Genomic DNA, 23,733 nt, shown 5'->3' on the forward strand with positions numbered 1-23,733 from the left:
CCCCTGCCAAGTGCAAGTTCCTAAGCTGATACCAACAGCAGCCGCACAAGCAGAGGCAGAAAGATGAACCCCACCCCCACCCCCAACTCCGACTACACAGCAGAGACCAACTACCCCTCGAACTCCGGATACTCCTCGACCACTGGTGGCCAGGGCTACCTGGAAGCGAATCAGGGCTACACCACCGGCGCACAGCCACCGCAGTCCTACCGCGCCCGGGCAGAGGAAGATCCGGGCAAGGTCCTGGGAATCATCTCCCTCGTCGCGACCCTCTCGACCTTCCTGGGCTTCAACTTCCTCGGCCCCATCGTCGGCATCATCACCGGCCATATGGCGCGCAAGAACTCACGAAGCGCGGGTTTCGGCGACAACGAGATGGGCAAATGGGGCTTCATCCTCGGCATCGTCTTCATCTCAGTGGCGGTGCTGGGCGGACTGCTCGGCCTGTCCATCGCAGGATTCGCCGGACTGGCAGGACTCCTCGGGGCCTAGTACCCGACCCAGGCTCCGCGCTCCTGGTCGAGCACGCGAGGGTGGAGCAGGGTCGAGGCCTCAACATCACCGACGGAAGCCCGATCACGGTCGGGCGCGAACGTGGTGGAGGACGCGAGCACTTCAGCCGTCGCGAATTTCAATCCCTCGGGAGCATCCCGGGGGATTGTCACGTTCGGACCCTGCTCCTCGGCTCCACTGCCTTCGGAGGCATCGGCCAGGAAATAGCCCCAGTCACCGAAGCTGGGGACATCGACGTGATAGGGCGTGGTGGCCAGGCCCGCCTCGGCGACGGCCTCCCCGATGCCCCAATAGGCCTCCGGAGCGAAGTACGGGGAGCCAGCCTGGACGACGAGCCTGGCCTCGGGGGACATGACCTGTTTGATCAGTCCGTAGAACTCGATGCTGTAGAGCTTCGAGGTGGCGACATCGTCCGGATCCGGCAGATCGGCGATGACCGCATCGTAGGCGGTGTGCTCGGCTTCGCGCAGCCAGGTGAACGCATCGGCGGCGATGGTCTTCACTCGGGGATCATCGAGGGAGTCTTCGTTGAAGTCAGTGAAGTGGTCCGATGTCTTGGCGAGTTCGAGGACGCGGGGGTCGAGGTCGACGAGTGTCACCGATTCGACATCGGGATATTTGAGGATCTCCCGCACAGCCAGACCGTCCCCGCCGCCGAGGACGAGGACATTGCGCTTGGGCCCATCCATGAGCGGATGGACCAGGGACTCGTGATAGCGATATTCGTCGGCCGAAGCGAACTGCAGATCTCCATTGAGGTAGAGCCGCGTGTCCCCGGTCTTCTGTGACTCGGTGAGCACGATCTCCTGGTAGTCCGTGCGCTGGGAATAGACGATCGGATCCCGGTAGAGGCGCTGCCGGGTCGTCATCTCGATGTCGTCGGTGAACACCCAGACCACGGTGAGTCCGCCGACGATGAGGACGAGCAGGCCAGCCAGGATCACCTGTGTGCGGGTGCGGATCTCGGTGCGGAAGAGCCAGAGCACGATGAGGATGCCGACGACGGCATTCGTGATCCCCACCGCCAGAGCGCCTCTGGGCAGACCGAAGATCGGGAGCAGGATGAAGGGGAAGGCGAGCCCGCCGACCAGCCCGCCGACGTAGTCCGCGGCGAAGAGATCGGCGACGGCGCTGGAGGCCTTCTGCGCCCGGATGCGTTGGACGAGCTCCATGAGCAGGGGGATCTCCGCGCCGATGAGCGCGCCGATGACGAAGGCGAGGGCGACCATCGCGACTGTGTAGATGTCGGCGAAGGCGAAGGCGAGGTAGAGCAGGATGACCGAGAGGCCGCCGATGATGCCCAGCGCGGCCTCGATGAGGGCGAAGGCGACTGCGGCGAACTCGGTCAGGCGCTTCGTGGCCAGGGACCCGATGCCCATCGCGAATACCATGACCGAAAGGACGATCGAGGCCTGAACGATGGTGTCGCCGAGGAGGTAGGAGCCGAGTGCGACGAGCGCGAGCTCGTAGACCATGCCGCAGCTGGCGCAGATGAAGACGGCCAGGAGCACGAAGAAGCGGGCGGGTCCTGGCTTCAGCGGCAGCGTGATCGGTTTGCTGCCGCCGGTGCTATCGGCGTCAGCGGATTCTGTCGGTGAACTCAAAGGAGCGCTGCGGCCATGATGCCCGCGATGCCCACATGAGCGGAGGCATTGACCCACACTTCAGGGTGAAACGCATCGGGTTTGATCATGTCGCCGAGCTTGCCGGGGGTGAAGGCGTCGATGAGCAGGAAGCTCAGGGCCATGAGGATGATGCCGACGATGCCGAAGACCAGGGTGGAGATGATGCCGAAGACGAAGTCATCCGCGCTGGCACGGATCGCGGCGATGACGATGATCGCCACACCGAGGAGGTCGGACGCGACGAGGATCACGGCATTCTTCGACTTCTGCTGCCAGAGGATGACGTGCAGCTTTCCCGGGGTGAGGAGGTCGACGACGAAGTAGCCGATGAGCATGAGCGCGAGGCCGCTCACGGCGTAGGAGAGGACGATCCCGATCTCAAAGAAGAGTTCTGCCAACATGATTGCCTTTCAGAGTGCTGTCGGTGCTGTCATTTGCCGCGAACGCTGTCATTTGCCGGTGCCGGGTCCGCCGCCGCGGAATCCCGAGCCGTCGCCGTAGTTCGATCCGACGCTGCTGGAGCCGCCGCCGAAGAAGGGCAGGAAGAAGAATCCGCCGCCACCGCCACCCGAGCCGTCCGAGTCATCCGTGCAGCCATTCATGATGTTGCCGAGGATCAGGACGATGACTACCAGTGCGATGACGGTGCCGCAGCCGGAGCGTTTCTTCGGGCCGCCGGAATTGTTGTTCGAGGGTCCGGAGCCGCGGTCTCCGCCGCCGGAGCCGCGCCCGTTCTCGGCGTCGAAGTTGAAGGAGCCTCCGCCCATGGAGACATTGGGATCGCGGCTCATGATCTCCTCCTCAGTTCGCTGTGGCTGTGCACGATCTGTCGGTGCTGTGGATAGCAGTGCCAGCTCCGCCAGGAGAGTTGCTCGGAACTGCAGTCGGTCAGGGCCAGCGCCGTCAGCGCACCTGGTTCACCGGGGAAGTCAACGACGAGGTGACGGTGGTGGGCACTCGAACGGGCCACCACCTCGGCGGCGGCATCACTGAAGCTGCCGGGAACATCTGTGAGCTCGCAGCGGAACTGATGTCGGGTGAATCCCGACCAGGTTCCAGCGGTGGTGCGGGTCGTGTCCCAGCCGGGACGCTCATCCTCGCCGAGGCAGGCGAAGGTTTCGATGAACGCGTCAGTGTTGTTGTCGCTCAGGATCACTTGGTGGGAGGAGCCGATGACGTGGAGCTCGAGCTGCAAACGATCCTGCCCATTCGACGACGGCAGGTCGATGAAGTCGGAGGCCAGAGGGGTGATGCGGCCATGGTCGAGGCTGAAGGTCAGCGCCTGGGCAGACGTATCGGCGAAGGCCACGTCGACGCTCAGGTGCTGGGCCGGCACCGGGTGTGCCAATGGGGGAGTGAGTGTCATCAGCTGCCCGAATAGATGGTGAAGGAACCGACCGGGATCGATTCGCCGGTGCTCACTTCCCAACGACCGTGGTCGAAGCGTTCGAAGGCGAGCAGCTTGTGGTCATCGGACTCGTAGTCGACGTAGTCGACGCCGCCCTTCTCATTGAGGCCGGTGGTGCCCTCGGAGCGATAGGAGGCGGTGCCGTGCTCGACGAGTTTGTACTCGGTGCCCTCGATCGTGATGGTCTTGGCCTTGGGCTCGATGTCGAGCTCGGGGCGATCACTCCACCGGGAGACCTGCAGATCGGGATCATTCTCGACGGTCAGCCACAGGCGGGTAGCGGACTGGTCGGCCTGGAAGAAGTGCTCGGCCCAGTCGTAGCCGCCCTCTGAGATGCGCAGGGTGCCGCGGACGAAGAACTTCTCATTGCCGAATTCGAGCAGGTCACCGGCCTTGATCGTCTCCGGATCCCCGCCTGCGTTCTGCTCCGGCGCGAACGGATCCTGTGGTCGGCGGGGTGCGGCCGCATTCTCTTCGAACTTGCGGCGGCTGGCAGCACGCCTGCGGATGACGATCACCGTGATGAGAACGACGATGATGAACACCAAGACGGTGATGAGGATATTCGATGACACGGGTGCCTGCTTCGATCAGATAGCCGGAACTTTCACACTCAACTGTAGTCGAAACGTCCCTCGAGCGCGGTCATGGAATCCGCAGGGAAGAAGCCGAGATCCCGGTTGAGCGCGTGCATCGGCCCATTGCCCGTGGCTGTGTAGGTCTGGATCCAGTCGGCCTGGGCGACTTCCGGGATCTCGTGGAGCTGGCGCATGTTCGCGACCTTGAGCCCGCGTCCGATGCCACGACCGCGATACGCTCCCTCGACGAAGGTGTCCTCCTGGACGACGATGTCCGTCTCGTGGCGGGAGACCATGATCTCCGTGTACCCGACAGCAACCGGCCCGTCAGCGGCATTGTCGTCGACCTCGGCGGTGTGGTCGTCGACGTGGGCGATCGAGCTGACCAGAATCCAGCCCTGGTCGGCCATCCGCTCCTCATGGGTGCGGATCGCGTCGGCACCGGCATGCTTGAGCGTGCGCGTGAGGTCACCGACCGGGACGTCCTCGTCCATCTGCTGACGCAGCCGTGCCCAGTCCTCGACTGCTTCGTCCGGGCAGCCACCGATCCACGAGGTGATGGACACATTCGGATCGGGGTCTATCGCCAGCCGTGACTTCACAGCCGGGTCCCTGTAGCGGTTGGCATCATCACGCAGGTAGGCCGGCAGGTCCAGCAGCAGCCGCTGTTCCTCATTGCCGATGATCAGTCCCTGTGCCTGTGCGAAGGCCACCCCCTCCGGGCAGTAGGTTTCGGTCTGGACGAGCTCCGTGCGTCCACGCAGCAGATCCGCGACGGCTCCGGCGATCGACGTGCCGTAACCCTGTCGTCGGTGCGCGGGCAGGATCCCGATTTCGACATCGGCAGGGGCGTCGGTGACGATGTTGATCTCGGCGCCGCCGACGGGTACTTCGCCGAGGTGGGCCACGAGTGCGATGTCGGCCTTGTCGGAGCGCGGCTGTGCGAATTGGGTGAGGGTCGACTCGAGGCTCTGCCACCAGGCGGCGGTGCGGCCGACGGTGTAGGCCTCACACATGAGCGCACGCCATTGCGTGAGCCCGTCGACGTCGTCGGGCTCGATGCGGGCGATCTGGACATCGACCATGACTTGAGTCGACCACGCTTCGACCCGGATTTCAAGGATTCGAGGGAGGGTCCGATCCGTCCTCAGGTCCCACCTCGGCGTTGGGATCCTCTGTGGGCAGGCGGGAGCCGATGTGTGCGTTGGGACGATTCATCACCCGGTAGACGAGGAAGGCACCCACGCTGAAGACCACGATGATGGTCAGGATGAGGAAGATGACGGCGCCGAGACCCGGCTCCATCACTTGGCCATCCGACGACGGTCGAGGAAATTCGCGAAGCGGGCCCGGAAGGAACCCATGCCGATCGAGCCGGTGACTTCGATGATCGGCTTGCGGCCCTCTGGAACAGCGTTGACCACGGACTTCACCGAGCCCCAGGACTTGGACAGGTCGTCGACGTTGACGGCCCAGTCATCGGGGACGACGACGATGACCGACCCCATTCCAGCGACGACTTCGACATTGATGACCTCAAGGTCGGTCTCGACCTCGAGGAAGTTCAGTTCCACGTTCGACATCGACGGCTCGCACCTGATGTAGGGCGGGACCTGCCACCGCCCGCGGCGGAGGTCGCTCTCCCAGCCGGCCTTGATGACCAACGGCTTGCCTGAGTCGATGGCCCGGCCCGCAGGAGTCGATCGGGCGACAGCGCTACCGGGACGGAATCGATCAGAGGGCAGTTGGATGGTGAGGTCGGAGAGGACCTCGTCGAGGTCAACCGGGAAGCGGGCAGCGTGGACCTTCTCCATGCGTTCGTCGAGCTCCTCCACCGTGATGCGACCGTCGCCGGCGGCTTCGCGCAGGACTTCGATCGCTTCGTCACGCTCTTTGTGCCCGATGCGGTAGGTCTTCGCCGGATCGTTTTCGGCATGATCGTCGTCAGGGAAATGGGAGGAGGAGTTGCTCATGATCTCTATCGTGCCCGATTCACGCGCTTGTCCACAACGACAGTGGGCGCAAGCTCACGATGGCGACGAGGAGCGGGTGCGTGTGTCGTGTCAGCCGTTGGCATTAGGCTAAGCATGTGTCCACCGCACTGTACAGAAGATACCGCCCAGAGACCTTCGATGAGGTCATCGGTCAAGAGCATGTGACCGATCCGCTCAAGGCCGCGATCGAACGTGGCCGCATCAACCATGCCTATCTGTTCTCCGGCCCCCGAGGGTGTGGCAAGACCACCTCGGCACGGATCCTGGCGAGGTGTCTCAACTGTGCCAAGGGGCCGACTCCTGTGCCCTGCGGTGAGTGCCCGAGCTGTGAGGACCTGGCCAATGGCGGCTCGGGTTCGCTCGATGTCGTGGAGATCGACGCGGCCAGCCACAACGGCGTCGACGATGCCCGCGACCTGCGTGAGCGCGCGGTCTATGCCCCGGCCCGTGATCGGTACAAGGTCTTCATCCTCGATGAGGCCCATATGGTGACCTCGCAGGGCTTCAACGCGCTGCTCAAGATCGTCGAGGAGCCGCCGCCTCACATCAAGTTCATCTTCGCGACGACCGAGCCTGAGAAGGTCATCGGCACAATCCGCTCGCGGACCCATCACTACCCGTTCCGCCTGGTCCCGCCCGAAGCTTTGGGTAACTACATGGAAGACCTGTGCAACCGCGAAGGTGTGCAGGTTGCCAAGGGTGTGCTTCCGCTCGTCGTGCGCGCCGGCGGCGGATCCGTGCGTGACACCCTGTCCGTGCTCGACCAGCTCATCGCCGGTTCGGGTCCCGATGGCGTCGACTATGCAGGAGCCATCGCGCTCCTGGGATACACCCCTGACTCCCTGCTCAGCGACATCGTCGACGCCTTCTCCGCCGGCGATGGCGGCGGGGTCTACCGTGCCGTCGAGCGGGTCATCGAGTCGGGGCAGGACCCGCGTCGCTTCGTTGAGGATCTGCTCGAGCGCATGCGCGATCTCATCGTCATCAATGCTGCCCCCGAGGCGGCTCATGCCTTCTTGCCGGAAGTCCCTCCGGACCGCCTCGAGCGACTGACTCTGCAGGCCAGAGGCTTCGGACAGGGTGAGCTCTCTCGATCGGCGGACCTGCTCAACCAGGGCCTGACCGAAATGTCAGGAGCAACCTCGCCGAGGCTGCAGCTCGAGCTGATCTGTGCGCGCATTCTTCTGCCCGGCTCGGGTCGCAGTCGAGACGCCGTGCTCAGCCGTGTCGAACGGATGGAACGCCGCATCGGCATGTCCGCCTCGGGCACAGCCGCGAACATTCCACCTGCTCAGCCGGAGGCGGTTGCCCCGTCCGGAGACGGCGGGCAATCGAGTTCCACACCGCCGGCGCAGGGACAGTCACAAGGCGCTTCGGGACAGTCGCAGCCTTCGCCGGCTCCCGCAGCGCAGTCCTCGAATCAGGCACCGCCGCCGAGCCAGGCGCCACGAGATGATTTCGACGAGCTCGCCGAGATGGCCGCGGCCGCCGAGTCCATGCTCAACGAGCCACCAGCCTCGACTCCAGCCGATAGTCCACAGGAAGATCGGTCGTCACTTCCCGAAGACTCCGCGCAGGCTGCGGAGGCCGTCGCGGATGATCGGCCATCCGGTCGCGATGCTCAGCACGGTGATTCACCGTCGAGCTCAGATGCCTCACGTGCTCAGCAGCCTGGCGCCATGCCTTCGTCCCAGGAGCAGCCTGACCGGGCTTCGCAGGCTCAGGCCTCGCAGGGCCAGGTCTCGCAGGCTCAGGCGCCGGCTGACTCAGATGCGGCTGGCCCAGGTCATTATGACCACGCTCCGGCTGACTCAGCCCAGTCCGACTCAGCCCAGTCCGACCCAGTTCCCCAGGTCCGTAGCGAGCAGAAGGCCGGTGCGCAGCCTCGGGGCTCAGCCTCGGCGGATAACTCTGCGCCGGAGGGCGATGCCGTGGCCGGCGCCGGTCACATCGGCGGTGAAATCGAAGCGATTCGACGGGCCTGGCCGAGCATCCTTGCCGCAGTCGAAAAACGCAGTCGCCTGACCAGAGCGATCATTGCGGCGAATGCGATCCCGCAGTCATATTCCGCTGGAGTCGTCTACCTCGGATTCAACAATGCCGGTTCCGTTCAGGGCTTCCAGCAGAGAGACCATGCGGCCAAGCTGGCGATGGCGATCAATGATGTCCTCGGCATTCAGGCACGTATCGACATCGGTGATGTCGGTCGTATCGGCGGGAACTCGGGCCAGGCAGATGCCGGACGCGGGACAGGCGGCAAGGGAGCCTCGGCGCCGGCGCCGAGCGAGGCTCCAGGAAATCGGGGTCCGGCACCCGCCCAAAGACGACCCAGTCCGCAGGAAGTGGCCGCGGTCGTCGGCACACGCGAGGTCGACAAACCGCAGGTCGATCATGAGAAGTTCTGGGAGACCAGCGGCTCTCCGCAGGGCCCATGGTCCGATGACGACGAGGAGGGGGAACAGCCGGCGTCACACGAAGCACCTCAGCCACCGACTGATTCTCAATCCGGCTCAGACTCTGGCCCAGATTCCGATGCCACCTCCGACTCACCATCTGCAGACGCTTCCAACGATGCCGGAGACGGACCAAGCGCCCACTCTGGCCCCACCGACGAACCTGCTTCGCGGGAAGAGAACGTTCCGACCGACCAGAACACGGCGGACGACGCGCAGGATTCAGGCGGTCAGTCGGCACCTGTCGAGGAGCAGGCACCTGCCGAAATGGCGGCGTCGGCAGGTCAGAGCCCCGAACAGCAGGCCTCTGAGCAGTCGACGTTCGAACAGCCTGCCTCGGACGAGTCCCTGGCGGACTCGGACATTGTCGTACCTGACCTCTCCGATGAGGACTTCTTCAGCGATCCCTCGGACAACACTGCCCCTGAGCAGTCGGAGGTGGATCACCGGGCGGATCCCGCGCCACATGCCGCAGCACCGGAGGCGCAGTCGGCACCGGAGGATGCACCGATGGAGTATGTGCAGCCACGGTGGGAGGAGCCGACCTGGCACGACGGACCCGACGAAGAGGCCCCGAACCTCGGCGACTCCTCAGACGGAGAGACCCAGCCTGCAGCTGCGGGCGAGGAGTTCACGAGTGCAGGCTCGGGCGCTGTGGAAGTCGGAGCACTTGTCGTCCCTCCGCCGGAAGACGACGACCTTGATTTCCTCGGTGACTACGCCGATGGTGGTACTGGACTGCCGGAGACTACCTCTCAGCCACCTGCCCAGTCCTCACGACCACAGGGGCATGGAGCGGCGAAGCCGTTCAAGTCCCGTTTCGCCGCTCTTGCTGAAAAGCATGGTGGCAGCACCCCGCAGCCACCGGCCCAGAGCGGAGAGAACGGGTACTCGCAGAACGGGAACTCCACGATGCCCGGAACTTCAGCGAATGATGCCCACGCTGATGCTCGGCCTCAGAGCTCCGGGGCTGATGAGGACGAGTATGATCCGGAGACGGACCTCGACATCTCGGACGCCCCGCAGATCGGGGTGGCCGTGATCGCACGGGTCCTCGGCGGCGAGATCATTGATGAAAGAGAAGTATGAGCGCGGTTTACGAAGGTGCCCTGCAGGACCTGGTCGAGGAATTCGGCAAGCTTCCGGGCATCGGCCCGAAGTCCGCGCAGCGGTTGGCGTTCCATATTCTCCAATCTGAATCCGCCGACGTCAGCTCACTGGCTCAGGCCCTGACAGAGGTGAAGAAGCGTGTGCGCTTCTGCGACATCTGCGGCAACGTCTCTGAAGAGGCAGAGTGCACAGTGTGCCAGGACCCGCGTCGCGATCGCTCGATGATCTGCGTCGTCGAGGAACCCAAGGACGTCGTGGCCATCGAGCGGACTCGCGAGTACCGGGGCCTCTATCACGTGCTCGGCGGTGCGATCGATCCGATGGCCGGAGTCGGGCCGGACAATCTGCGCATCAAGGAACTGATGCCGCGCCTGCAGAACGGCGAAGTCAAGGAATGCGTCATCGCCACCGACCCCAACCTCGAGGGTGAAGCCACCGCCACCTACCTCGTGCGTCTGCTCAACTCCCTGGGAGTGACTGTGACGAGGCTGGCTTCGGGACTGCCTGTCGGCGGAGACCTCGAATACGCCGATGAAGTCACCCTTGGTCGGGCCTTTTCCGGCCGTCGCGAAATGGACTGATCCACCTCTGCTCAGTGTTCGCGGATGTCCGTGAACTTTCGCTCCGCCCTCTTGACTCCATATCGATTATCGTGAAGTATGTTGATTATCGATATATCGACTAACGATATGAAGTGGTGAATCTAGGCGATGAATTCGGGGTCGACGCTTTGACGACCCAGGAGGACTCGCCGAAGCAGGAAGGCAGGATCATGGCACAGGAGAATGGGCAGAGCGAACTGCCCGAAGAGCCAGACGACGCCGTCATCGGGAAGCCCAAGGGTGGGGTGAAGCGCGGTGACGGTGCGGCCAAGCGGAAGGCGTTCGGCACGGGGTACGAACTCTGGGTGGGACTGGCACTTGGGTTCTACGTGATCTATGCAGTGACCGAGCTGGTCACTGACCTCGTGCATGCAAAGATCAGGCTGCCGCTCGAATTCGAGTCCGATGCTGTGGCGACACTTGGCTTCCCAGGGGGAGAAGCGACTCTGAGCGGACTGACTCAGATCACGGTGTCCACAACCGACCTGGCCACCGCGACGATGGTCCTGCTCCTCATTGCGAAGATCGCGCTGATCCTCACCTTCATAGTCGCTGCAGTCGCGATCGTTCCCGTCATCAGGGATATTGCCAAAGGTGACCCGTTCACCAGCCGTTCGATCATGGCGCTCGGAGTGCTCGAGAGCTTCATCGCCGTGGGATGGCTGGTCTATTTCGCCGCGATGGTGCTGGGCAGCAACATGGTCTCGCGTGATCTCGACATCGCCGATGAGGTAGGTCCGGGCGTGACGACGGTCCAGGCGTTCGTCTTGCTGGGTGTCGTCGGTGGAATCGAGCTGCTGCGGCGCTGCTTCACTTCGGGGCAGAGGGCTTCGGAAGAACTCGAGGGCCTCGTCTGATGGTTGAGGAATTCGAATCACTCCACGTCGTCTGCCATCTGGACTCTCTGCTGACCCAGCGAGGTCTGAGCCTGACTGAACTCTCGAAACTCGTCGATGTGTCCCTGGCCAACCTCTCGGTGCTGAAGAACAACCGCGCCAAAGCCATCAGATACTCAACACTCATCGCACTGTGCCAGGTTCTGGACTGCCAGCCCGGGGACCTGTTCACCGTCAATGTCCGCCCCGACTGAGATGAGCACATCGCCCCGACCGAGACGAGCACATCGCGTCGTCTGAGACAAGCAGATCACATCGTCGCTCGAGTACTCGAGATCGTGAACAGCGCGGGGATCTCGGCGGACTGTCGCCGCGAAAACGGCGTCCCTGAGCAGTGTCTGAATGACGGGCGAAGGTGAAGTGAAATGGCTGACCTCATATAATGGTCGAGGTGCCGGAGAGCCGACACGGCTGAAATCCTGATCGAAGCAAGCACGAGACCACCATGTTTGGAACCATGGAATCGATCGCCCGGCACGGAACTTATCAGCGATAAGGAAGAGACTGCAGTGAGCATAGTCGTCCAGAAGTTTGGCGGGTCCTCGGTAGCCGATGCGGAATCGGTGAAGCGGGTGGCCAAGCGAATTGTCGAAAACCGTCAGGCCGGTCACGAAGTAGTTGTCGTGGTGTCGGCCATGGGAGACAGCACCGACGATCTCATCGACTTGGCCCAACAGGTTTCTCCGATGCCCCCAGCCCGTGAACTCGACATGCTCCTGACTGCAGGTGAGCGCATCTCCATGGCAGTTCTTGCCATGGCGATTGCCAACCTCGGCGAGGAAGCACAGTCGTTCACCGGCTCACAGGCCGGTGTGATCACCGACGAGCAGTTCGGCAAGGCGCGCATCATCGACGTCACGCCAGGTCGCATCCGCTCGGCACTCGACCAGGGATATGTGGCTATTGTGGCCGGATTCCAGGGAGTCAGCCAAACAGCGAAGAACATCACCACATTGGGGCGCGGCGGATCAGATACGACCGCGGTTGCCCTCGCAGCGGCATTGGATGCCGATGTCTGCGAGATCTACACCGACGTCGATGGTGTCTTCACCGCCGACCCCCGCATCGTGCCGACAGCACACAAGATCGATGAGATCGGCTACGAGGAGATGATGGAGATGGCGGCCTCGGGCGCCAAGGTCCTCATGCTCCGGTGCGTCGAGTACGCCCGCCGGTACAACGTGCCCGTGCACGTGCGGTCCTCATTCTCACGTAATCAAGGCACCTGGGTGACCGACTCACCCATTCCTGAAGCCTTCCGGCCGAAGCAGGGATCGAAGGCCCCGGCAATAGCGGAATCAGAAACGGAGTCCAACATGGAACAGGCAATCATTTCCGGAGTCGCCCATGATCGCTCGGAGGCCAAGGTCACGATCGTCGGCGTTCCCGACGTTCCCGGCAAGGCTGCCGAAATCTTCAACACCATGGCCGCGACGGAGATCAACATCGACATGATCGTCCAGAACATCTCCACCCGCGAACCCGGCAAGACCGACATCTCCTTCACTCTGCCGATGGATGACGGCGCCAAGGCGCTCGAAGCCCTCGATGCGGTGAAGACCTCGATCGGCTTCGACCAGGTCCGCTACGACGACCAGATCGGCAAGCTCTCGGTCGTGGGCGCAGGGATGCGCTCTCACCCAGGCGTGACCGCCATCCTGTTCGAGGCCCTGAGCAACGCCCAGGTCAACATCGACATGATCTCCACCTCGGAGATCCGCATCAGCGTCGTCACACGAGCAGACATCCTCGACGACGCCGTCCGTGCCGCACATGCCGCGTACGGACTCGACAGTGAAGACGACGAAGCAGTGGTTTACGGAGGTACCGGACGATGAGCGTCAATATCGGAGTAGTCGGAGCAACCGGTCAGGTGGGCGGCGTCATGCTAGACCTGCTGGCAGACAATCCCGGATTCGAGATCAACAGCCTGCGACTCTTCGCCTCGGCGAGGTCGGCTGGCAAGGTCGTCGAGTTCAACGGTGAGTCCATCACCGTCGAAGATGCCGCCGAGGCGGACCCCAGCGGGCTCGATATCGCATTGTTCTCCGCCGGTGGGGCCACTTCCCGTGCCCAGGCAGAACGTTTCGCCGCGGCCGGAGCCATCGTGGTCGACAATTCCTCGGCGTGGCGCTCGGATCCTGACGTCCCCCTGGTCGTCAGCGAGGTCAACCCAGAGGCTCTGGACACACTGCCCAAGGGCATCATCGCCAACCCGAACTGCACCACGATGGCCGCGATGCCGGTCCTCAAAGCGCTCGATTCCGCCGCTGGCCTCCAGCGACTCATCGTCAGCACCTACCAGGCAGTGTCCGGTTCCGGCGTGAGCGGAGTTGAGGAACTCGCCAGCCAGCTCGAAGCCGGTGTCGCCGACTCACGCAAGCTGGCCCGCGATGGCAGCGCGGTCAGCCTGCCCGCCCCGGACAACTACGTCGAGCCCATTGCGTTCAACGTCCTGCCCATGGCCGGATCCATCGTCGACGACGGTGAACTCGAGACCGACGAAGAGAAGAAGCTGCGCAACGAGAGCCGCAAGATTCTCGGTAAGCCCGATCTCCTCGTGGCAGGAACCTGCGTTCGCGTTCCCGTGTTCACGGGACACAGCCTGAGCATCCACGCGGAGTTCGGCTCCGAGATCACCCCAGCCAAGGCCACCGAGGTGCTCGCCGAAGCACCGGGTGTCGAACTGGAGGACGTCCCGACACCGTTGAAGGCAGCGGGCAAGGACGCGAGCTTCGTCGGCCGCATCCGTGCCGACCAGTCTGCCCCTGCGGGCAAGGGTCTCGTCCTGTTCGTGGCCAACGACAACCTGCGCAAGGGTGCTGCCCTGAACACAGTGCAGATCGCGGCACTGCTGGCGAAGAAGGTCGAGTCACAGGCCGCCTGAGCACAGAGCCCAAACACGCTCGAGCTGAGCTGAATGGGAGCCGTCCGAAGACCGTTGGTCTCGGGCGGCTCTCCTGTTTCCACACATAAACAAGTTGCTATATATAAATATTTATATTAGTGGTGAGCCTTCAAGCTGAGTAGGGTGAACGTCGTTGACACACCGGTCCTCTCTTACGCTCTGAAAGGCACACCATGCGCTCTTCCCGACTCGGCATCATGTCCGGGGCAATCGCTGTGACCACTGTTGCGGCCCTGAGCGGGTGCGGGGGACAGGCCTCTGGATCCACCGAGCTCTCGGTCGTCGCCTCGACCAATGTGTACGCCGACATCGTGTCCCAGGTGGCAGGAGACTTCGCGAAGGTCAGCGCGGTCATCGATGACCCCAACCAGGACCCGCACTCCTATGAAGCCACGACACAGGACCGCCTGAAGCTGTCGAAGGCCGACCTGGTCATCCAGAACGGCGGCGGCTACGACTCGTTCATGACCACGATGCTCGAGGCCTCCGACGTCGACATCGACACCATCGACACGGTCTCCATCTCGGGCCTGCCAGGATCCGAGGACCTCGGCAATGAACCCCATGATCACGGTGATGAGGAAGCCAAGGGCGGCGGCCACGTCCATGAGCACGGCGAAGAAGAAGGTCACGACCACGGCGAAGAAGACGGTCACGAGCACGCCCACGGGGAGTTCAACGAACATCTCTGGTACTCGTTGCCCACGATGACGAAGCTCGTCGACGAGGTTGCGACCCACCTCGGCGAGGCCGAGCCCGAACACAAAGATGACTTCACGGCCAATGCCGATGAGTACAAGAAGACGCTGGAGAAGCTGCAGTCGCAGATCGATGACGCCAAGGCTGAGCACGAGGGTGACGAGGTCGCGGCCACTGAGCCCGTACCGCTGTGGCTGTTTGCGGACATGGGGCTGAAGAACATCACCTCCGATGAGTTCCTCGAAGCAGTGGAAGAGGGCAACGATGTGCCGCCGCTGGTGCTGAAGAAGGCCGAGGAACAGATCTCGTCGGGTGATGCGGTGCTGCTTGGGTACAATACTCAAGCGGCAGGTCCACAGGCAGAGCAGTTGAAATCCACGGCTGAGAAGTCCGATGTGCCGGTCGTCGACCTCGGCGAGACGATGCCGGCCGATACGCACTACGCGGATTGGATGGGCGAATACATCACTGAAATCTCCACCGCGCTCGAAGGACACAAACACTGAGAATGGCCCCTGATTCCAACGTTTCTCCAGAGCAGACCACGGCCACCGGCCACACCCCGGTGATCAGTCTGCGCGACGCCGAACTGCGTTTCGGGGAACGTGTGCTCTGGCATGACCTCGACCTCGACGTTGCACCGGGGGAGTTCGTGGCGGTGCTGGGACCCAATGGAACCGGAAAGACATCGCTGCTCAAGGTGCTGCTGGGCCAGCATTCGCTGTCGACGGGCTCAGCCCAGATCGACGGCAGGAATGTTCATGCGGGCAACTCGGCAATCGGCTACATCCCCCAGCAGCGAGGAATCGACCAGCACACCCCGATGCGCGGTCTCGATCTGGTCCGGATGGGCATCGACGGGCACCGCTGGGGACCGGGCCGCTTCCTGAAGCGACGTCGTCATCAGGTCGACGAGCTGCTGAACTCCGTCGGCGCCCGCGACTATGCCGATGCGCCAGCCGGGACACTGTCCGGTGGCGAGCTCCAACGACTGCGCGTGGCCCAGGCCCTGGCCAACGACCCGTCGGTGCTGCTGTGCGACGAACCACTCCTGTCCCTGGACATCCACCATCAGAAAGTCGTGGCCAGTCTGCTCCATGAGCAGCGGGTCAAACGCAACACTGCAGTCCTCTTCGTCACCCATGAGATCAACCCGATCCTGCCCTACGTCGACCGTGTCCTCTATATCGTGGGCGGTCATTTCCTCGTCGGCACCCCCGCCGAGGTGATGACCACCGAATCGCTGTCCCGGCTCTACGGCTCCCCAGTCGAAGTGGTGCGAGTGGGCGGTCGGCTCATCGTCGTCGGCGGCGAGGCCGAATGCGTTGACCACCACGTCCACGACGGTGACATGACCAGAGAACGAGGTGCGATCCGATGACGGCTCAGGAGATCTTCGGCAGCCTCTTCACCTTCGAAGACTACGGCGAGCTGGTGGCGCTGCTGTTCAACTCGCTCATCGCGGCCGGGCTGCTCGGCGTCGTCGGCGGACTCATCAGCGTCTTCGTCATGGCCCGCGACATCCCCTTCGCAGTCCACGGAATCTCCGAGCTCTCGTTCGCCGGTGCCGCCTTCGCCCTGCTCATCGGGTTCGACGTGGTGGGCGGTTCCATCATCGGCTCCATCATCGCCGCTCTCATCATCGGCGTGGGCGGGGCCAAGGCCTCGGAGAAGAATGCCATCATCGGCGTGCTCATGCCCTTCGGCCTGGGCCTGGCGATCCTGTTCCTCGCCCTCTACGACGGTCGGGCCGCCAGCAAGTTCGGGCTGCTGACCGGTCAGATCGTGGCCATCACCCCGAGCCAGATCATGACCCTGGTGGTGAGTTCGCTGATCGTGCTTCTGGTGCTCGCCGTGATCTGGCGCCCGCTCATGTTCGCCAGCCTCGACCCCGAGGTCGCCCGCGCCAAAGGGGTGCCGGTGTCCGGGCTGACGATCGTGTTCATGCTCGTCCTCGGCCTGGCCGTGGCATTGAGCGTGCAGGTGGTGGGCGTGCTCCTCGTGTTGGCTCTGCTCATCACTCCGGCGGCGGCTGCCACCCAGCTCTCGGCCTCCCCGGTGTGGGTTCCGGTGCTCAGCGTCATCTTCGCGGTCACATCATCAGTCGGCGGCATCCTCATCGCGCTCGGCTCACCGGTGGTGCCGATCAGCCCGTTCGTCACCACGATCTCCTTCCTCATCTACCTCGTCTGCCGCCTCGTGGGGCGGCGGCGGATGAAGCATCTGCATCGTCGCCGCACGGCCCGTGCCGCAGACGAACATGAGAACCCCGTCGCGACCGTCACCTGAGGCGCCGTCAGGCGGTCCTTGGGGGAGGCAGTCGGTGGGAGAACGGGCAGGATCGCCGACTAGAGTTGGACGAATGAAGAAACGTGCACTATTCGCCGGCGCCCTTGCAGTCCCCGCGGCGGCCGGAATCTGGGGAGCGGTCATCGAACCGCACCTCTTCACGGTCCGGCGCCACACACTGCCGATACTGCCCGCCGGGGCGAAGAGCATCAGAATGCTGCACGTCTCGGATCTGCATCTGGCTCCGTGGCAGAAACACAGAGCCGCATGGGTCAAGGCGCTGACCCGGTTGGAGCCCGACGTGGTCGTCAATACCGGCGACAATCTCTCTGCCGACATCGTGCCCGCCGTCCTCGATGTCTTCGATGGGCTCCTCGACGTTCCCGGGGTCTTCGTCCTTGGATCCAATGACTTCTTCTCACCCACAGCGAAGAACCCCGCGAAGTACCTGCGCTCACCTTCAGAGGTGAAGCACCGTACGCAGCCCGACCTCGACGTCAAGGCCCTGATCCGTGGGTTCGAGGCCAGAGACACGCCCGCCGTGACCCGTGGATGGCATTTCCTCGACAACGCCGAGGCGAGTCTGACGATCCGGGGGACCAGGATCGATTTCTGCGGTCTCGGGGATTCCCACATCGACCGCGACCGAATCCAGCTGAACCAGGGTCAGGGGAGCGGTCCGAACGCGTACGACTACCCACGGTTCGATCCTGCTTCTGGGGTGAAAGTGGGCGTTACGCACGCGCCGTATTCGCGCACCCTGGAGGCGTTCACCTCGGCGGGGGCCGATCTCATCATGACCGGACACACCCACGGGGGACAGATTCGGGTCCCCTTCTGGGGTGCGCCGGTGACGAACTGCGACCTGGATCGGACACGCGCGAGAGGTGTCTTTCCGTATCGAAAATCTCTTGTCGAGATCTCTGCCGGGTTGGGCTTCTCGCCCTTCTCACCGGTGCGTTTCGCCTGCCGTCCCGAGGTCAGCCTCCTGACCTTGGTTCCCAGAGGCTGACGTTCTCAACGGTTTTTGAGAATTTGCACAACTCGTATTAGCTAGACTTGTTGTCATGGTGTCTCCTGAGTCAAATCCGAATCCGACCAAGACGGGTGCGTTCCTCCAATTCGTCGCCGTGAGCGCGGTGGCGGGAATCGTCGCCGCCGGTCTTGCCATCCCCGGGGTCGGTGTCGCTACTGCCAGCGCAAACAGTGCCGTCGAGATCTTCAATTCGCTTCCCGCCACCCTCGAGATCCAGGATCTGGGGGAGAAGTCGACGATGCTTGCCTCCGACGGATCGGAGATCGCAGAGTTCTACTGGCAGAACCGAGTCGAGGTGCCCCTCGATGAGATCTCAGACCACATGCAGGACGCGACGATCGCAGTCGAGGACTACAGGTACTTCGAACACGGCGGCGTCGACATCGAGGGCATCGCGCGTGCGGCGGTGCACAACATGGTGTCCTCGACGACACAGGGCGGATCAACGCTGACTCAGCAGTATGTGAAGAACGTGCTCGCGGAGAACGCCCACGCCGAAGCGGACAAAGAGGGTGTGTCGGCAGCCAAGGAGTCGAAGGGCACAGCCGGCTATGCGCGTAAGCTGCGCGAAGCCAAACTCGCTGTGGCAGTTGAGAAGAAGTACGACAAGAAGGACATTCTCAACCGCTACATGAACATCAACAACTACTCCGGTTCGCCCAATGCCTACGGAGTGCAGGCGGCCGCCCACAAATACTGGGGCATCGACGCCAAGGACCTGAATATTGAGCAGTCGGCGATGCTCGCCGGCATTGTGCAGAACCCTTCGGCCTTCAACCCGCAGCGGATCCCCGACCAGGTGAAGAAGCGCCGCAACACTGTGCTGGGGCAGATGCTCAAGTACGACCACATCACCCAGAAGGAATACGACAAGGCGGTCAAGACCGACCTCGACCTCGACCTGCATGAGACTCCGAACGGCTGTTCCGCCGCGAAGAGCCAGGCGGAATTCTTCTGCGACTACGTTGAGAACGTCATCAAGAACGACGAGACCTTCGGCGACACCGTCGACGAACGCATCGCGTTCCTGCAGCGAGGCGGGCTGACGATCAAAACCAGCCTCAACCCGGACATTCAGAAGATCGCTGACAAAGAGGTCAAGAATCGTGTTCCTGTGGGCGACCCCTCGGGCGCCGGACACGCCTTGGTCACGATCGAACCGGGCACGGGTGAGGTCATCGCCATGGCTGAGAACCGCGAATACACGGTTGGTGAGGTCAAGAAGAACGAAAAGAACAAGAAGACCAGCATCAACTACACGGTGGACCGGAAACACAACGGCGGTGGCGGTTTCCAGGTCGGTTCGACGTGGAAGCCCTTCGTGCTGGCAACGTGGCTGAAATCCGGCCGCGGCCTCAACACCACGGTCAACGCTACGAAGCGCAACTTCCCGGCAAGTTCCTGGAAGTACGAGGGCTGTCCCAACATGGGCGGTGACTGGGACCCGAACAACGCCGGAGACGGTGAGGGCAAAGGCTCGATGACCGCGCTGGAAGCCACGAAGAAGTCCGTGAACACCGGCTACGCTGCCATGGGCAACCAGCTCAACATGTGCAAGGTCATGGACACAGCCATGGACCTGGGAATTCGCTACGGCAGCGGCGAGAAGCTGGACTTCAAGAACGAAGCTGGATTCATCCAGGCGCTGTCCCCGTCCTCGATCCTGGGTACGACTGAGACCACTCCGATCGCGATGGCGGCAGCATTCGCCGCTTTCGCAAACGAAGGCGAGTTCTGCGGCCCGAAGCCGATCCTGTCCATCAAGGACCGTTCAGGCAAGAAGCTCGATGTGCCGGGAGAAGGCTGTAAGCGAGTCCTCGACAAAGAGGTGGCCAAGGGCGTCGCGTATGCGCTGTCACAGACGTTCAACGGCGGTACGACCACCCAGTTGAAGATCGGTGTGCCAGCAGGTGCAAAGACCGGTACGACGAACTTCGACGTCGGCCACACCTGGTTGCTTGGGTTCACGAAGACGCTGGCGACTGCGGTCTGGACAGGTGACCCGGCTGGAACGCGCGATTGGCGAAACAACAGCCAGGGCGCTGTCCGCGGACACGTCTACGGTGCCACGATCTCCGGTAAGACCTGGCAGTCCTATATGAGCCAGGCGGTCAAGGAGACGAAGGGCAACACCGGATTCCCCAAGCCGAGCAGCAAGTACATGGGCGGCGGCGGCAGCACCGGAGGCTCCGGCGGCGGTGGCTCCGGCGGCGGTGGCGGAGGCGGCACCGGCGGTGGCGGCAGCCAGAACGGCGGCGGTGGAGGCACCGGCGGGGGAGGCGGCGGCAGTAACAACGGCGGTGGCAACGGCGGCGGTGGAGGCACCGGCGGCGGCAATGGCGGCGGCGGTACCGGAGGCGGCGACGGTGGCGGCGGAGGCGGAGATGAAGCTCCGGGCCTCGGCGGCAACTGAGCACCGGACATCCTGAGAATCAGCGGGGTGGGACGATCATGACGATCGTCCCACCCCGCTCTCGTCGGTCAACGCCTTTCACACTGTGGCATGGGTGGCTGTGGGCGTGAGGGTTCTCGGCTAGTGTTGGGAACGACAATGATTGCCGGTCGCGCATCCAAAGAACCATCGGCATTCGGTCCATGCAGACGCTCGTTCCGATGACGCATCGGGAGACTCGGGCGGACACAGACTCAAGGAGAATCATGACCAAGTGGGAATACGTCACCGTGCCGCTCATCGTCCACGCGACGAAGCAGATCCTCGACCAGTGGGGCGAAGACGGCTACGAACTCGTCCAGGTTGTTCCGGGCCCCGACAACAACGGCCTCGTGGCCTACCTCAAGCGCCCCAAAGCCTGAAGCAGCACGGACTGAGCACCAGAGTCTGACCACCAGAGTCTGGCCATCAGACTGACCTGAAAACACCCCCGTCGAAGGAACAAACATGTCGAAGACCTTAGACCGCATTGCTGAACTCGGTCTCACCCTGCCCGATGTCGCCGCACCTGCTGGCGTCTACGTCCCAGCGCTGCGTACCGGCAACTATGTCTACACGTCCGGCCAGCTGCCCGTCGTCGACGGAAAGCTGCCGGCGACGGGCCACATCGGCTCGGATGTCGATCTCGAGACCGGCTACGACCTGGCGCGAACTGCAGGGCTCAACGCTCTCGCCGCAATCGCCGGCGTCATCGGCGATCTCGACAAGATCGTGCGCGTCGTCAAGGTCACCGGATTCGTCAACTCCGCTGATGACTTCACCCAGCAGCCGGCCGTCATCAATGGCGTCTCCGAACTCTACGGTGAGATCTTCGGCGACCGCGGCCAGCACACGCGCAGCGCCGTGGGTGTGAACACTCTTCCTCTCGGCACGCCCGTCGAGGTCGAGGTCGTCGTCGAGGTTGAGGACGATGCCGCTTAGCGGACGCACCCTGCCCGTCTCGTCGGAGCTGCGTTGGCTTTTGGACCAATGGCAGTCCGACGGGCGGTTCCCGGTCCCCGAAGCTCCACGACCCGCCTCGGCGATCGTGTTGATCAGGGACTCACTGGAAGGTGTGGAAACCTTCATCACTCGGCAGCTTGACGCCAGGGGAATCGAGGATCGCAACCGGCTCGCCTACCCGGTCAGCAACCTGCGTCCCGGCGACCTGCGCAACCTGCCTCTGGCCGGATGGAATTCGGCCCGCTGTGCGCGGACACTGAGCATCGACAACAAGTCACGGGCGCTGCACCACTTCTCGGCCGCGGCTCGCATCTCATTCGCCGCTGCCGGCGTCCTGTTGGCCGAGGATGTCGATCGAGACATTGTGGCCACACCACAGACGGATTGGCGCGGAACACGGGCACGACTGTTCTCCAGCGAGATCTCCTGGTCCCAGATCCTGCGCGAACGTGATCTCAGGCTGCGCCCGGACCTGTGCAAACCCTGGCTGCGGTGGATCAACACAGCGACCCAGCTGCACCGCTTCGACACCACATTCTTCCTGGCCACAGTGCCATTTGGGCAAGAGATCGACTTCCTGTCCCCGAACGAGACATCCGGCGGTTGGAAACGACCACAGGAGATTCTCGCCTACTCCGGCGGGGACCCCGACAGGATCAGCGCTAGCACACGGCTGATCGCGGAGAGCCTGGTCGAGGTGCCCAGCGTCGGAGCGGCCATGGCCCAGGTGCGTGACCTGCACCCGCTGCGGCCCGAGGTGACCAACGACGACGGCGAATGGCGAGTCGTCATCCATCCCGGACGCGACCTCTACCGCAAAGGCACCCTGCGTGACCATGCGGTGGCCGTCGGTGACGACGAGAATGACCAGAGCCCAGGGTTCCTGTCCCTGAGCGACGATGACGACAACGCCGAAACCGGCGAGGAGGAGACCGAGGACTCATGAGGATCCGCGCGAACAATCCGTCCCCGATGACACTGACGGGCACCAACACTTACGTCATCAATTCGGCTGATGACACGTCATCGGTGCTCATCGATCCGGGCCCTGAATTGGCCGAGCATCGGGACAACTTCCTGGCCGAGATCGGTGATCGCAGGCTCACCGCAATCGTCCTCACCCATCAGCATGCCGATCACTCCGAGATGCTGGGCAGCGTGGAGCAGTGGGCCCCGGACGTGCCCGTGTACGCGGTGCTGGAGAAATTCAGCCGTCTGACACCTCCTGTGGCCGATGGTGACAGGATCGCATTCGGCACTGACACCACCGATGTCTTAGAAGTCGTAGCAACGCCGGGTCACACGATGGACAGCATCAGTCTCATCCACGATCACGTGCTCTACAGTGGCGACACGGTCCTGGGGGAAGGGACGACGATCGTCACCCACCCGGAAGGCTCTCTGCGCGACTATCTGGAGTCACTGGACCGGCTGCTGCGTCTGCTCGACGAGGGACGCTATTCCAGCATCGAGCCGGCACACGGTCCCAGCATCGAATCCCCTGCCCAGGTGCTCGAGTACTACCGCAGCCATCGCCTCGAACGCATCGAGCAGGTCAGAGCTGCCCTGGCACAGGGAGCTGCGAGCGCCACCGATGTCTGCGACATCGTCTACCACGACGTCGACCCGAGTGTTCGCGGAGCCGCCGAGCAGATCGTGCGGGCCCAGCTGAACTACCTCGGCGCGCTCACGCCCGAGGATGAATGAGCCGCGGTCGGACGAAACACCGGCCAGGGCAGCGATTCTGGCTCAGCCCGTGGCTCTATTTAGCGATCAGCGTGCCTGCCATCATGGTCACGCTCTTCCACACGTGGGGTGTCGGATACTCGCTGCGCAACCGCGGCAACCCTGACCAGCCATGGTGTCCCGCCACTCCTGAGGGCATACCTCTAGAGCACGGTTTCGGCTATGAAACGAGTTTCTTCCCGCCTGGGATCAGGTGCAGCGTCGGTGCGAAGGAAACGGGATGGTCCGACGAACGATTCACTGTGCTGCCTGTCGACTTCACGATCCTGTCAGTCGCCGGGATCATCGCACTGATCAGTGTCATTGTCCTTTTCAGGCGGGCAACAACCTCTCGCCTTCTCTCCGACTGAAGCGAAATCCTCGCGTCCGGGCCGAGGGCTACGCCGGCCCACCTCGGCGAGGGTCCACTCATGAAACAAGGAACTCCCCAGCCATCAAGCTGGGGAGTTCCTTGTTGTGCGACCGCGGCAGATCTCAGCCGC

At 63.2% G+C, this 23,733-nt stretch carries 25 protein-coding genes; 17 read left to right on the plus strand and 8 right to left on the minus strand.

Features of this window, described 5'->3' with window-relative positions:
* Positions 1-63 precede the first annotated feature (63 nt).
* A complete protein-coding gene (locus CXR25_RS04360) occupies positions 64-492 on the plus strand; it encodes a DUF4190 domain-containing protein (protein WP_096158353.1) in 429 nt (142 codons plus the stop codon).
* Here CXR25_RS04360 and CXR25_RS04365 read toward each other — a convergent pair.
* The 8 genes from CXR25_RS04365 to CXR25_RS04400 are packed head-to-tail and all read right to left on the minus strand — an operon-like array spanning position 489 to position 6,097.
* Positions 489-2,117: a polyamine aminopropyltransferase gene (locus CXR25_RS04365; protein WP_125240443.1), complete on the minus strand. Its 1,629-nt coding sequence runs from the start codon at positions 2,115-2,117 to the stop codon at positions 489-491. The two genes, CXR25_RS04360 and CXR25_RS04365, sit on opposite strands and share 4 nt — an antisense overlap.
* The gene (locus CXR25_RS04370; protein WP_069599623.1) at positions 2,114-2,539 is read right to left on the minus strand and encodes a DUF350 domain-containing protein; all 426 of its coding nucleotides are present in this window, start codon (positions 2,537-2,539) and stop codon (positions 2,114-2,116) included. The genes CXR25_RS04365 and CXR25_RS04370 overlap by 4 nt, the downstream gene beginning before the upstream one ends.
* A 48-nt stretch (positions 2,540-2,587) precedes the next feature.
* Positions 2,588-2,929 (minus strand): hypothetical protein, encoded by a 342-nt coding sequence (locus CXR25_RS04375; protein WP_009883168.1) that lies wholly within the window; start codon positions 2,927-2,929, stop codon positions 2,588-2,590.
* A complete protein-coding gene (locus CXR25_RS04380) occupies positions 2,926-3,504 on the minus strand; it encodes a DUF2617 family protein (protein WP_101557409.1) in 579 nt (192 codons plus the stop codon). Before CXR25_RS04380 ends, CXR25_RS04375 begins: the two co-directional genes overlap by 4 nt.
* Positions 3,504-4,121 (minus strand): DUF4178 domain-containing protein, encoded by a 618-nt coding sequence (locus CXR25_RS04385; RefSeq protein ID WP_009883165.1) that lies wholly within the window; start codon positions 4,119-4,121, stop codon positions 3,504-3,506. The genes CXR25_RS04380 and CXR25_RS04385 overlap by 1 nt, the downstream gene beginning before the upstream one ends.
* A 38-nt stretch (positions 4,122-4,159) precedes the next feature.
* Positions 4,160-5,209 (minus strand): GNAT family N-acetyltransferase, encoded by a 1,050-nt coding sequence (locus CXR25_RS04390; RefSeq protein ID WP_125240444.1) that lies wholly within the window; start codon positions 5,207-5,209, stop codon positions 4,160-4,162.
* A gap of 31 nt (positions 5,210-5,240) precedes the next feature.
* Positions 5,241-5,432 (minus strand): hypothetical protein, encoded by a 192-nt coding sequence (locus tag CXR25_RS04395; RefSeq protein WP_125177998.1) that lies wholly within the window; start codon positions 5,430-5,432, stop codon positions 5,241-5,243.
* Positions 5,429-6,097: a DUF1707 SHOCT-like domain-containing protein gene (locus tag CXR25_RS04400; RefSeq protein WP_125240445.1), complete on the minus strand. Its 669-nt coding sequence runs from the start codon at positions 6,095-6,097 to the stop codon at positions 5,429-5,431. Before CXR25_RS04400 ends, CXR25_RS04395 begins: the two co-directional genes overlap by 4 nt.
* A gap of 116 nt (positions 6,098-6,213) precedes the next feature.
* On the opposite strand from CXR25_RS04400, the gene CXR25_RS04405 reads away from it, so the two are divergent.
* From CXR25_RS04405 to CXR25_RS04475, 16 genes are all read left to right on the plus strand, one after another.
* Positions 6,214-9,660 (plus strand): DNA polymerase III subunit gamma and tau, encoded by a 3,447-nt coding sequence (locus CXR25_RS04405; protein WP_125240446.1) that lies wholly within the window; start codon positions 6,214-6,216, stop codon positions 9,658-9,660.
* Positions 9,657-10,262, plus strand: a complete 606-nt coding sequence (recR, locus tag CXR25_RS04410) for a recombination mediator RecR (RefSeq protein WP_009883158.1) — start codon at positions 9,657-9,659, stop codon at positions 10,260-10,262. The genes CXR25_RS04405 and recR overlap by 4 nt, the downstream gene beginning before the upstream one ends.
* A 116-nt stretch (positions 10,263-10,378) precedes the next feature.
* Positions 10,379-11,140 carry a DUF2975 domain-containing protein gene (locus CXR25_RS04415; RefSeq protein ID WP_096146611.1) on the plus strand — a complete coding sequence of 254 codons (762 nt, stop codon included), beginning with the start codon at positions 10,379-10,381 and terminating at the stop codon, positions 11,138-11,140.
* On the plus strand, positions 11,140-11,373 hold the full coding sequence (locus CXR25_RS04420; protein WP_009883155.1) for a helix-turn-helix domain-containing protein: 234 nt from the start codon (positions 11,140-11,142) through the stop codon (positions 11,371-11,373). Before CXR25_RS04415 ends, CXR25_RS04420 begins: the two co-directional genes overlap by 1 nt.
* A 315-nt stretch (positions 11,374-11,688) precedes the next feature.
* The gene (locus CXR25_RS04425; protein WP_069599629.1) at positions 11,689-13,017 is read left to right on the plus strand and encodes an aspartate kinase; all 1,329 of its coding nucleotides are present in this window, start codon (positions 11,689-11,691) and stop codon (positions 13,015-13,017) included.
* Positions 13,014-14,066: an aspartate-semialdehyde dehydrogenase gene (locus CXR25_RS04430; protein ID WP_009883331.1), complete on the plus strand. Its 1,053-nt coding sequence runs from the start codon at positions 13,014-13,016 to the stop codon at positions 14,064-14,066. Before CXR25_RS04425 ends, CXR25_RS04430 begins: the two co-directional genes overlap by 4 nt.
* Positions 14,067-14,260: 194 nt before the next feature.
* Positions 14,261-15,292 (plus strand): metal ABC transporter solute-binding protein, Zn/Mn family, encoded by a 1,032-nt coding sequence (locus tag CXR25_RS04435; RefSeq protein WP_125240447.1) that lies wholly within the window; start codon positions 14,261-14,263, stop codon positions 15,290-15,292.
* 2 nt (positions 15,293-15,294) lie between these two features.
* Entirely contained in the window at positions 15,295-16,167 is an 873-nt protein-coding gene (locus CXR25_RS04440; RefSeq protein WP_096158362.1) for a metal ABC transporter ATP-binding protein, read from the plus strand.
* A complete protein-coding gene (locus CXR25_RS04445; RefSeq protein WP_096158363.1) occupies positions 16,164-17,075 on the plus strand; it encodes a metal ABC transporter permease in 912 nt (303 codons plus the stop codon). Before CXR25_RS04440 ends, CXR25_RS04445 begins: the two co-directional genes overlap by 4 nt.
* A gap of 73 nt (positions 17,076-17,148) precedes the next feature.
* The gene (locus tag CXR25_RS04450) at positions 17,149-18,087 is read left to right on the plus strand and encodes a metallophosphoesterase (protein WP_009883335.1); all 939 of its coding nucleotides are present in this window, start codon (positions 17,149-17,151) and stop codon (positions 18,085-18,087) included.
* A gap of 55 nt (positions 18,088-18,142) precedes the next feature.
* Positions 18,143-20,524, plus strand: a complete 2,382-nt coding sequence (locus CXR25_RS04455; protein ID WP_125240448.1) for a transglycosylase domain-containing protein — start codon at positions 18,143-18,145, stop codon at positions 20,522-20,524.
* A 245-nt stretch (positions 20,525-20,769) separates the two neighbouring features.
* Positions 20,770-20,925 (plus strand): Sp36 family protein, encoded by a 156-nt coding sequence (locus CXR25_RS18605; RefSeq protein ID WP_096158366.1) that lies wholly within the window; start codon positions 20,770-20,772, stop codon positions 20,923-20,925.
* Between the two features lie 85 nt (positions 20,926-21,010).
* Positions 21,011-21,484 carry a RidA family protein gene (locus CXR25_RS04460; protein WP_096158367.1) on the plus strand — a complete coding sequence of 158 codons (474 nt, stop codon included), beginning with the start codon at positions 21,011-21,013 and terminating at the stop codon, positions 21,482-21,484.
* A complete protein-coding gene (locus tag CXR25_RS04465) occupies positions 21,474-22,451 on the plus strand; it encodes an NUDIX hydrolase (RefSeq protein ID WP_096160262.1) in 978 nt (325 codons plus the stop codon). The genes CXR25_RS04460 and CXR25_RS04465 overlap by 11 nt, the downstream gene beginning before the upstream one ends.
* On the plus strand, positions 22,448-23,212 hold the full coding sequence (locus CXR25_RS04470) for an MBL fold metallo-hydrolase (RefSeq protein ID WP_069599636.1): 765 nt from the start codon (positions 22,448-22,450) through the stop codon (positions 23,210-23,212). The genes CXR25_RS04465 and CXR25_RS04470 overlap by 4 nt, the downstream gene beginning before the upstream one ends.
* Positions 23,209-23,601 carry a hypothetical protein gene (locus CXR25_RS04475; protein WP_096158369.1) on the plus strand — a complete coding sequence of 131 codons (393 nt, stop codon included), beginning with the start codon at positions 23,209-23,211 and terminating at the stop codon, positions 23,599-23,601. Before CXR25_RS04470 ends, CXR25_RS04475 begins: the two co-directional genes overlap by 4 nt.
* The last annotated feature ends 132 nt before the right edge of the window (positions 23,602-23,733 follow it).

It is taken from the genome of Brevibacterium aurantiacum, assembly GCF_003932995.1.
In the GTDB taxonomy this organism is placed as follows: domain Bacteria; phylum Actinomycetota; class Actinomycetes; order Actinomycetales; family Brevibacteriaceae; genus Brevibacterium; species Brevibacterium aurantiacum.

Bases quoted from the DNA above. Each gene is read 5' to 3' on its own strand.
- CXR25_RS04455 (WP_125240448.1), top strand. From the start codon at position 18,143: ATGGTGTCTCCTGAGTCAAATCCGAATCCGACCAAGACGGGTGCGTTC.
- CXR25_RS04400 (WP_125240445.1), bottom strand. From the start codon at position 6,097: ATGAGCAACTCCTCCTCCCATTTCCCTGACGACGATCATGCCGAAAAC.
- CXR25_RS04450 (WP_009883335.1), top strand. From the start codon at position 17,149: ATGAAGAAACGTGCACTATTCGCCGGCGCCCTTGCAGTCCCCGCGGCG.
- CXR25_RS04420 (WP_009883155.1), top strand. From the start codon at position 11,140: ATGGTTGAGGAATTCGAATCACTCCACGTCGTCTGCCATCTGGACTCT.
- CXR25_RS04470 (WP_069599636.1), top strand. From the start codon at position 22,448: ATGAGGATCCGCGCGAACAATCCGTCCCCGATGACACTGACGGGCACC.
- CXR25_RS18605 (WP_096158366.1), top strand. From the start codon at position 20,770: ATGACCAAGTGGGAATACGTCACCGTGCCGCTCATCGTCCACGCGACG.
- CXR25_RS04445 (WP_096158363.1), top strand. From the start codon at position 16,164: ATGACGGCTCAGGAGATCTTCGGCAGCCTCTTCACCTTCGAAGACTAC.
- recR (WP_009883158.1), top strand. From the start codon at position 9,657: ATGAGCGCGGTTTACGAAGGTGCCCTGCAGGACCTGGTCGAGGAATTC.
- CXR25_RS04370 (WP_069599623.1), bottom strand. From the start codon at position 2,539: ATGTTGGCAGAACTCTTCTTTGAGATCGGGATCGTCCTCTCCTACGCC.
- CXR25_RS04380 (WP_101557409.1), bottom strand. From the start codon at position 3,504: ATGACACTCACTCCCCCATTGGCACACCCGGTGCCGGCCCAGCACCTG.
- CXR25_RS04475 (WP_096158369.1), top strand. From the start codon at position 23,209: ATGAGCCGCGGTCGGACGAAACACCGGCCAGGGCAGCGATTCTGGCTC.
- CXR25_RS04430 (WP_009883331.1), top strand. From the start codon at position 13,014: ATGAGCGTCAATATCGGAGTAGTCGGAGCAACCGGTCAGGTGGGCGGC.
- CXR25_RS04375 (WP_009883168.1), bottom strand. From the start codon at position 2,929: ATGAGCCGCGATCCCAATGTCTCCATGGGCGGAGGCTCCTTCAACTTC.
- CXR25_RS04465 (WP_096160262.1), top strand. From the start codon at position 21,474: ATGCCGCTTAGCGGACGCACCCTGCCCGTCTCGTCGGAGCTGCGTTGG.
- CXR25_RS04440 (WP_096158362.1), top strand. From the start codon at position 15,295: ATGGCCCCTGATTCCAACGTTTCTCCAGAGCAGACCACGGCCACCGGC.
- CXR25_RS04435 (WP_125240447.1), top strand. From the start codon at position 14,261: ATGCGCTCTTCCCGACTCGGCATCATGTCCGGGGCAATCGCTGTGACC.
- CXR25_RS04360 (WP_096158353.1), top strand. From the start codon at position 64: ATGAACCCCACCCCCACCCCCAACTCCGACTACACAGCAGAGACCAAC.
- CXR25_RS04460 (WP_096158367.1), top strand. From the start codon at position 21,011: ATGTCGAAGACCTTAGACCGCATTGCTGAACTCGGTCTCACCCTGCCC.
- CXR25_RS04390 (WP_125240444.1), bottom strand. From the start codon at position 5,209: ATGGTCGATGTCCAGATCGCCCGCATCGAGCCCGACGACGTCGACGGG.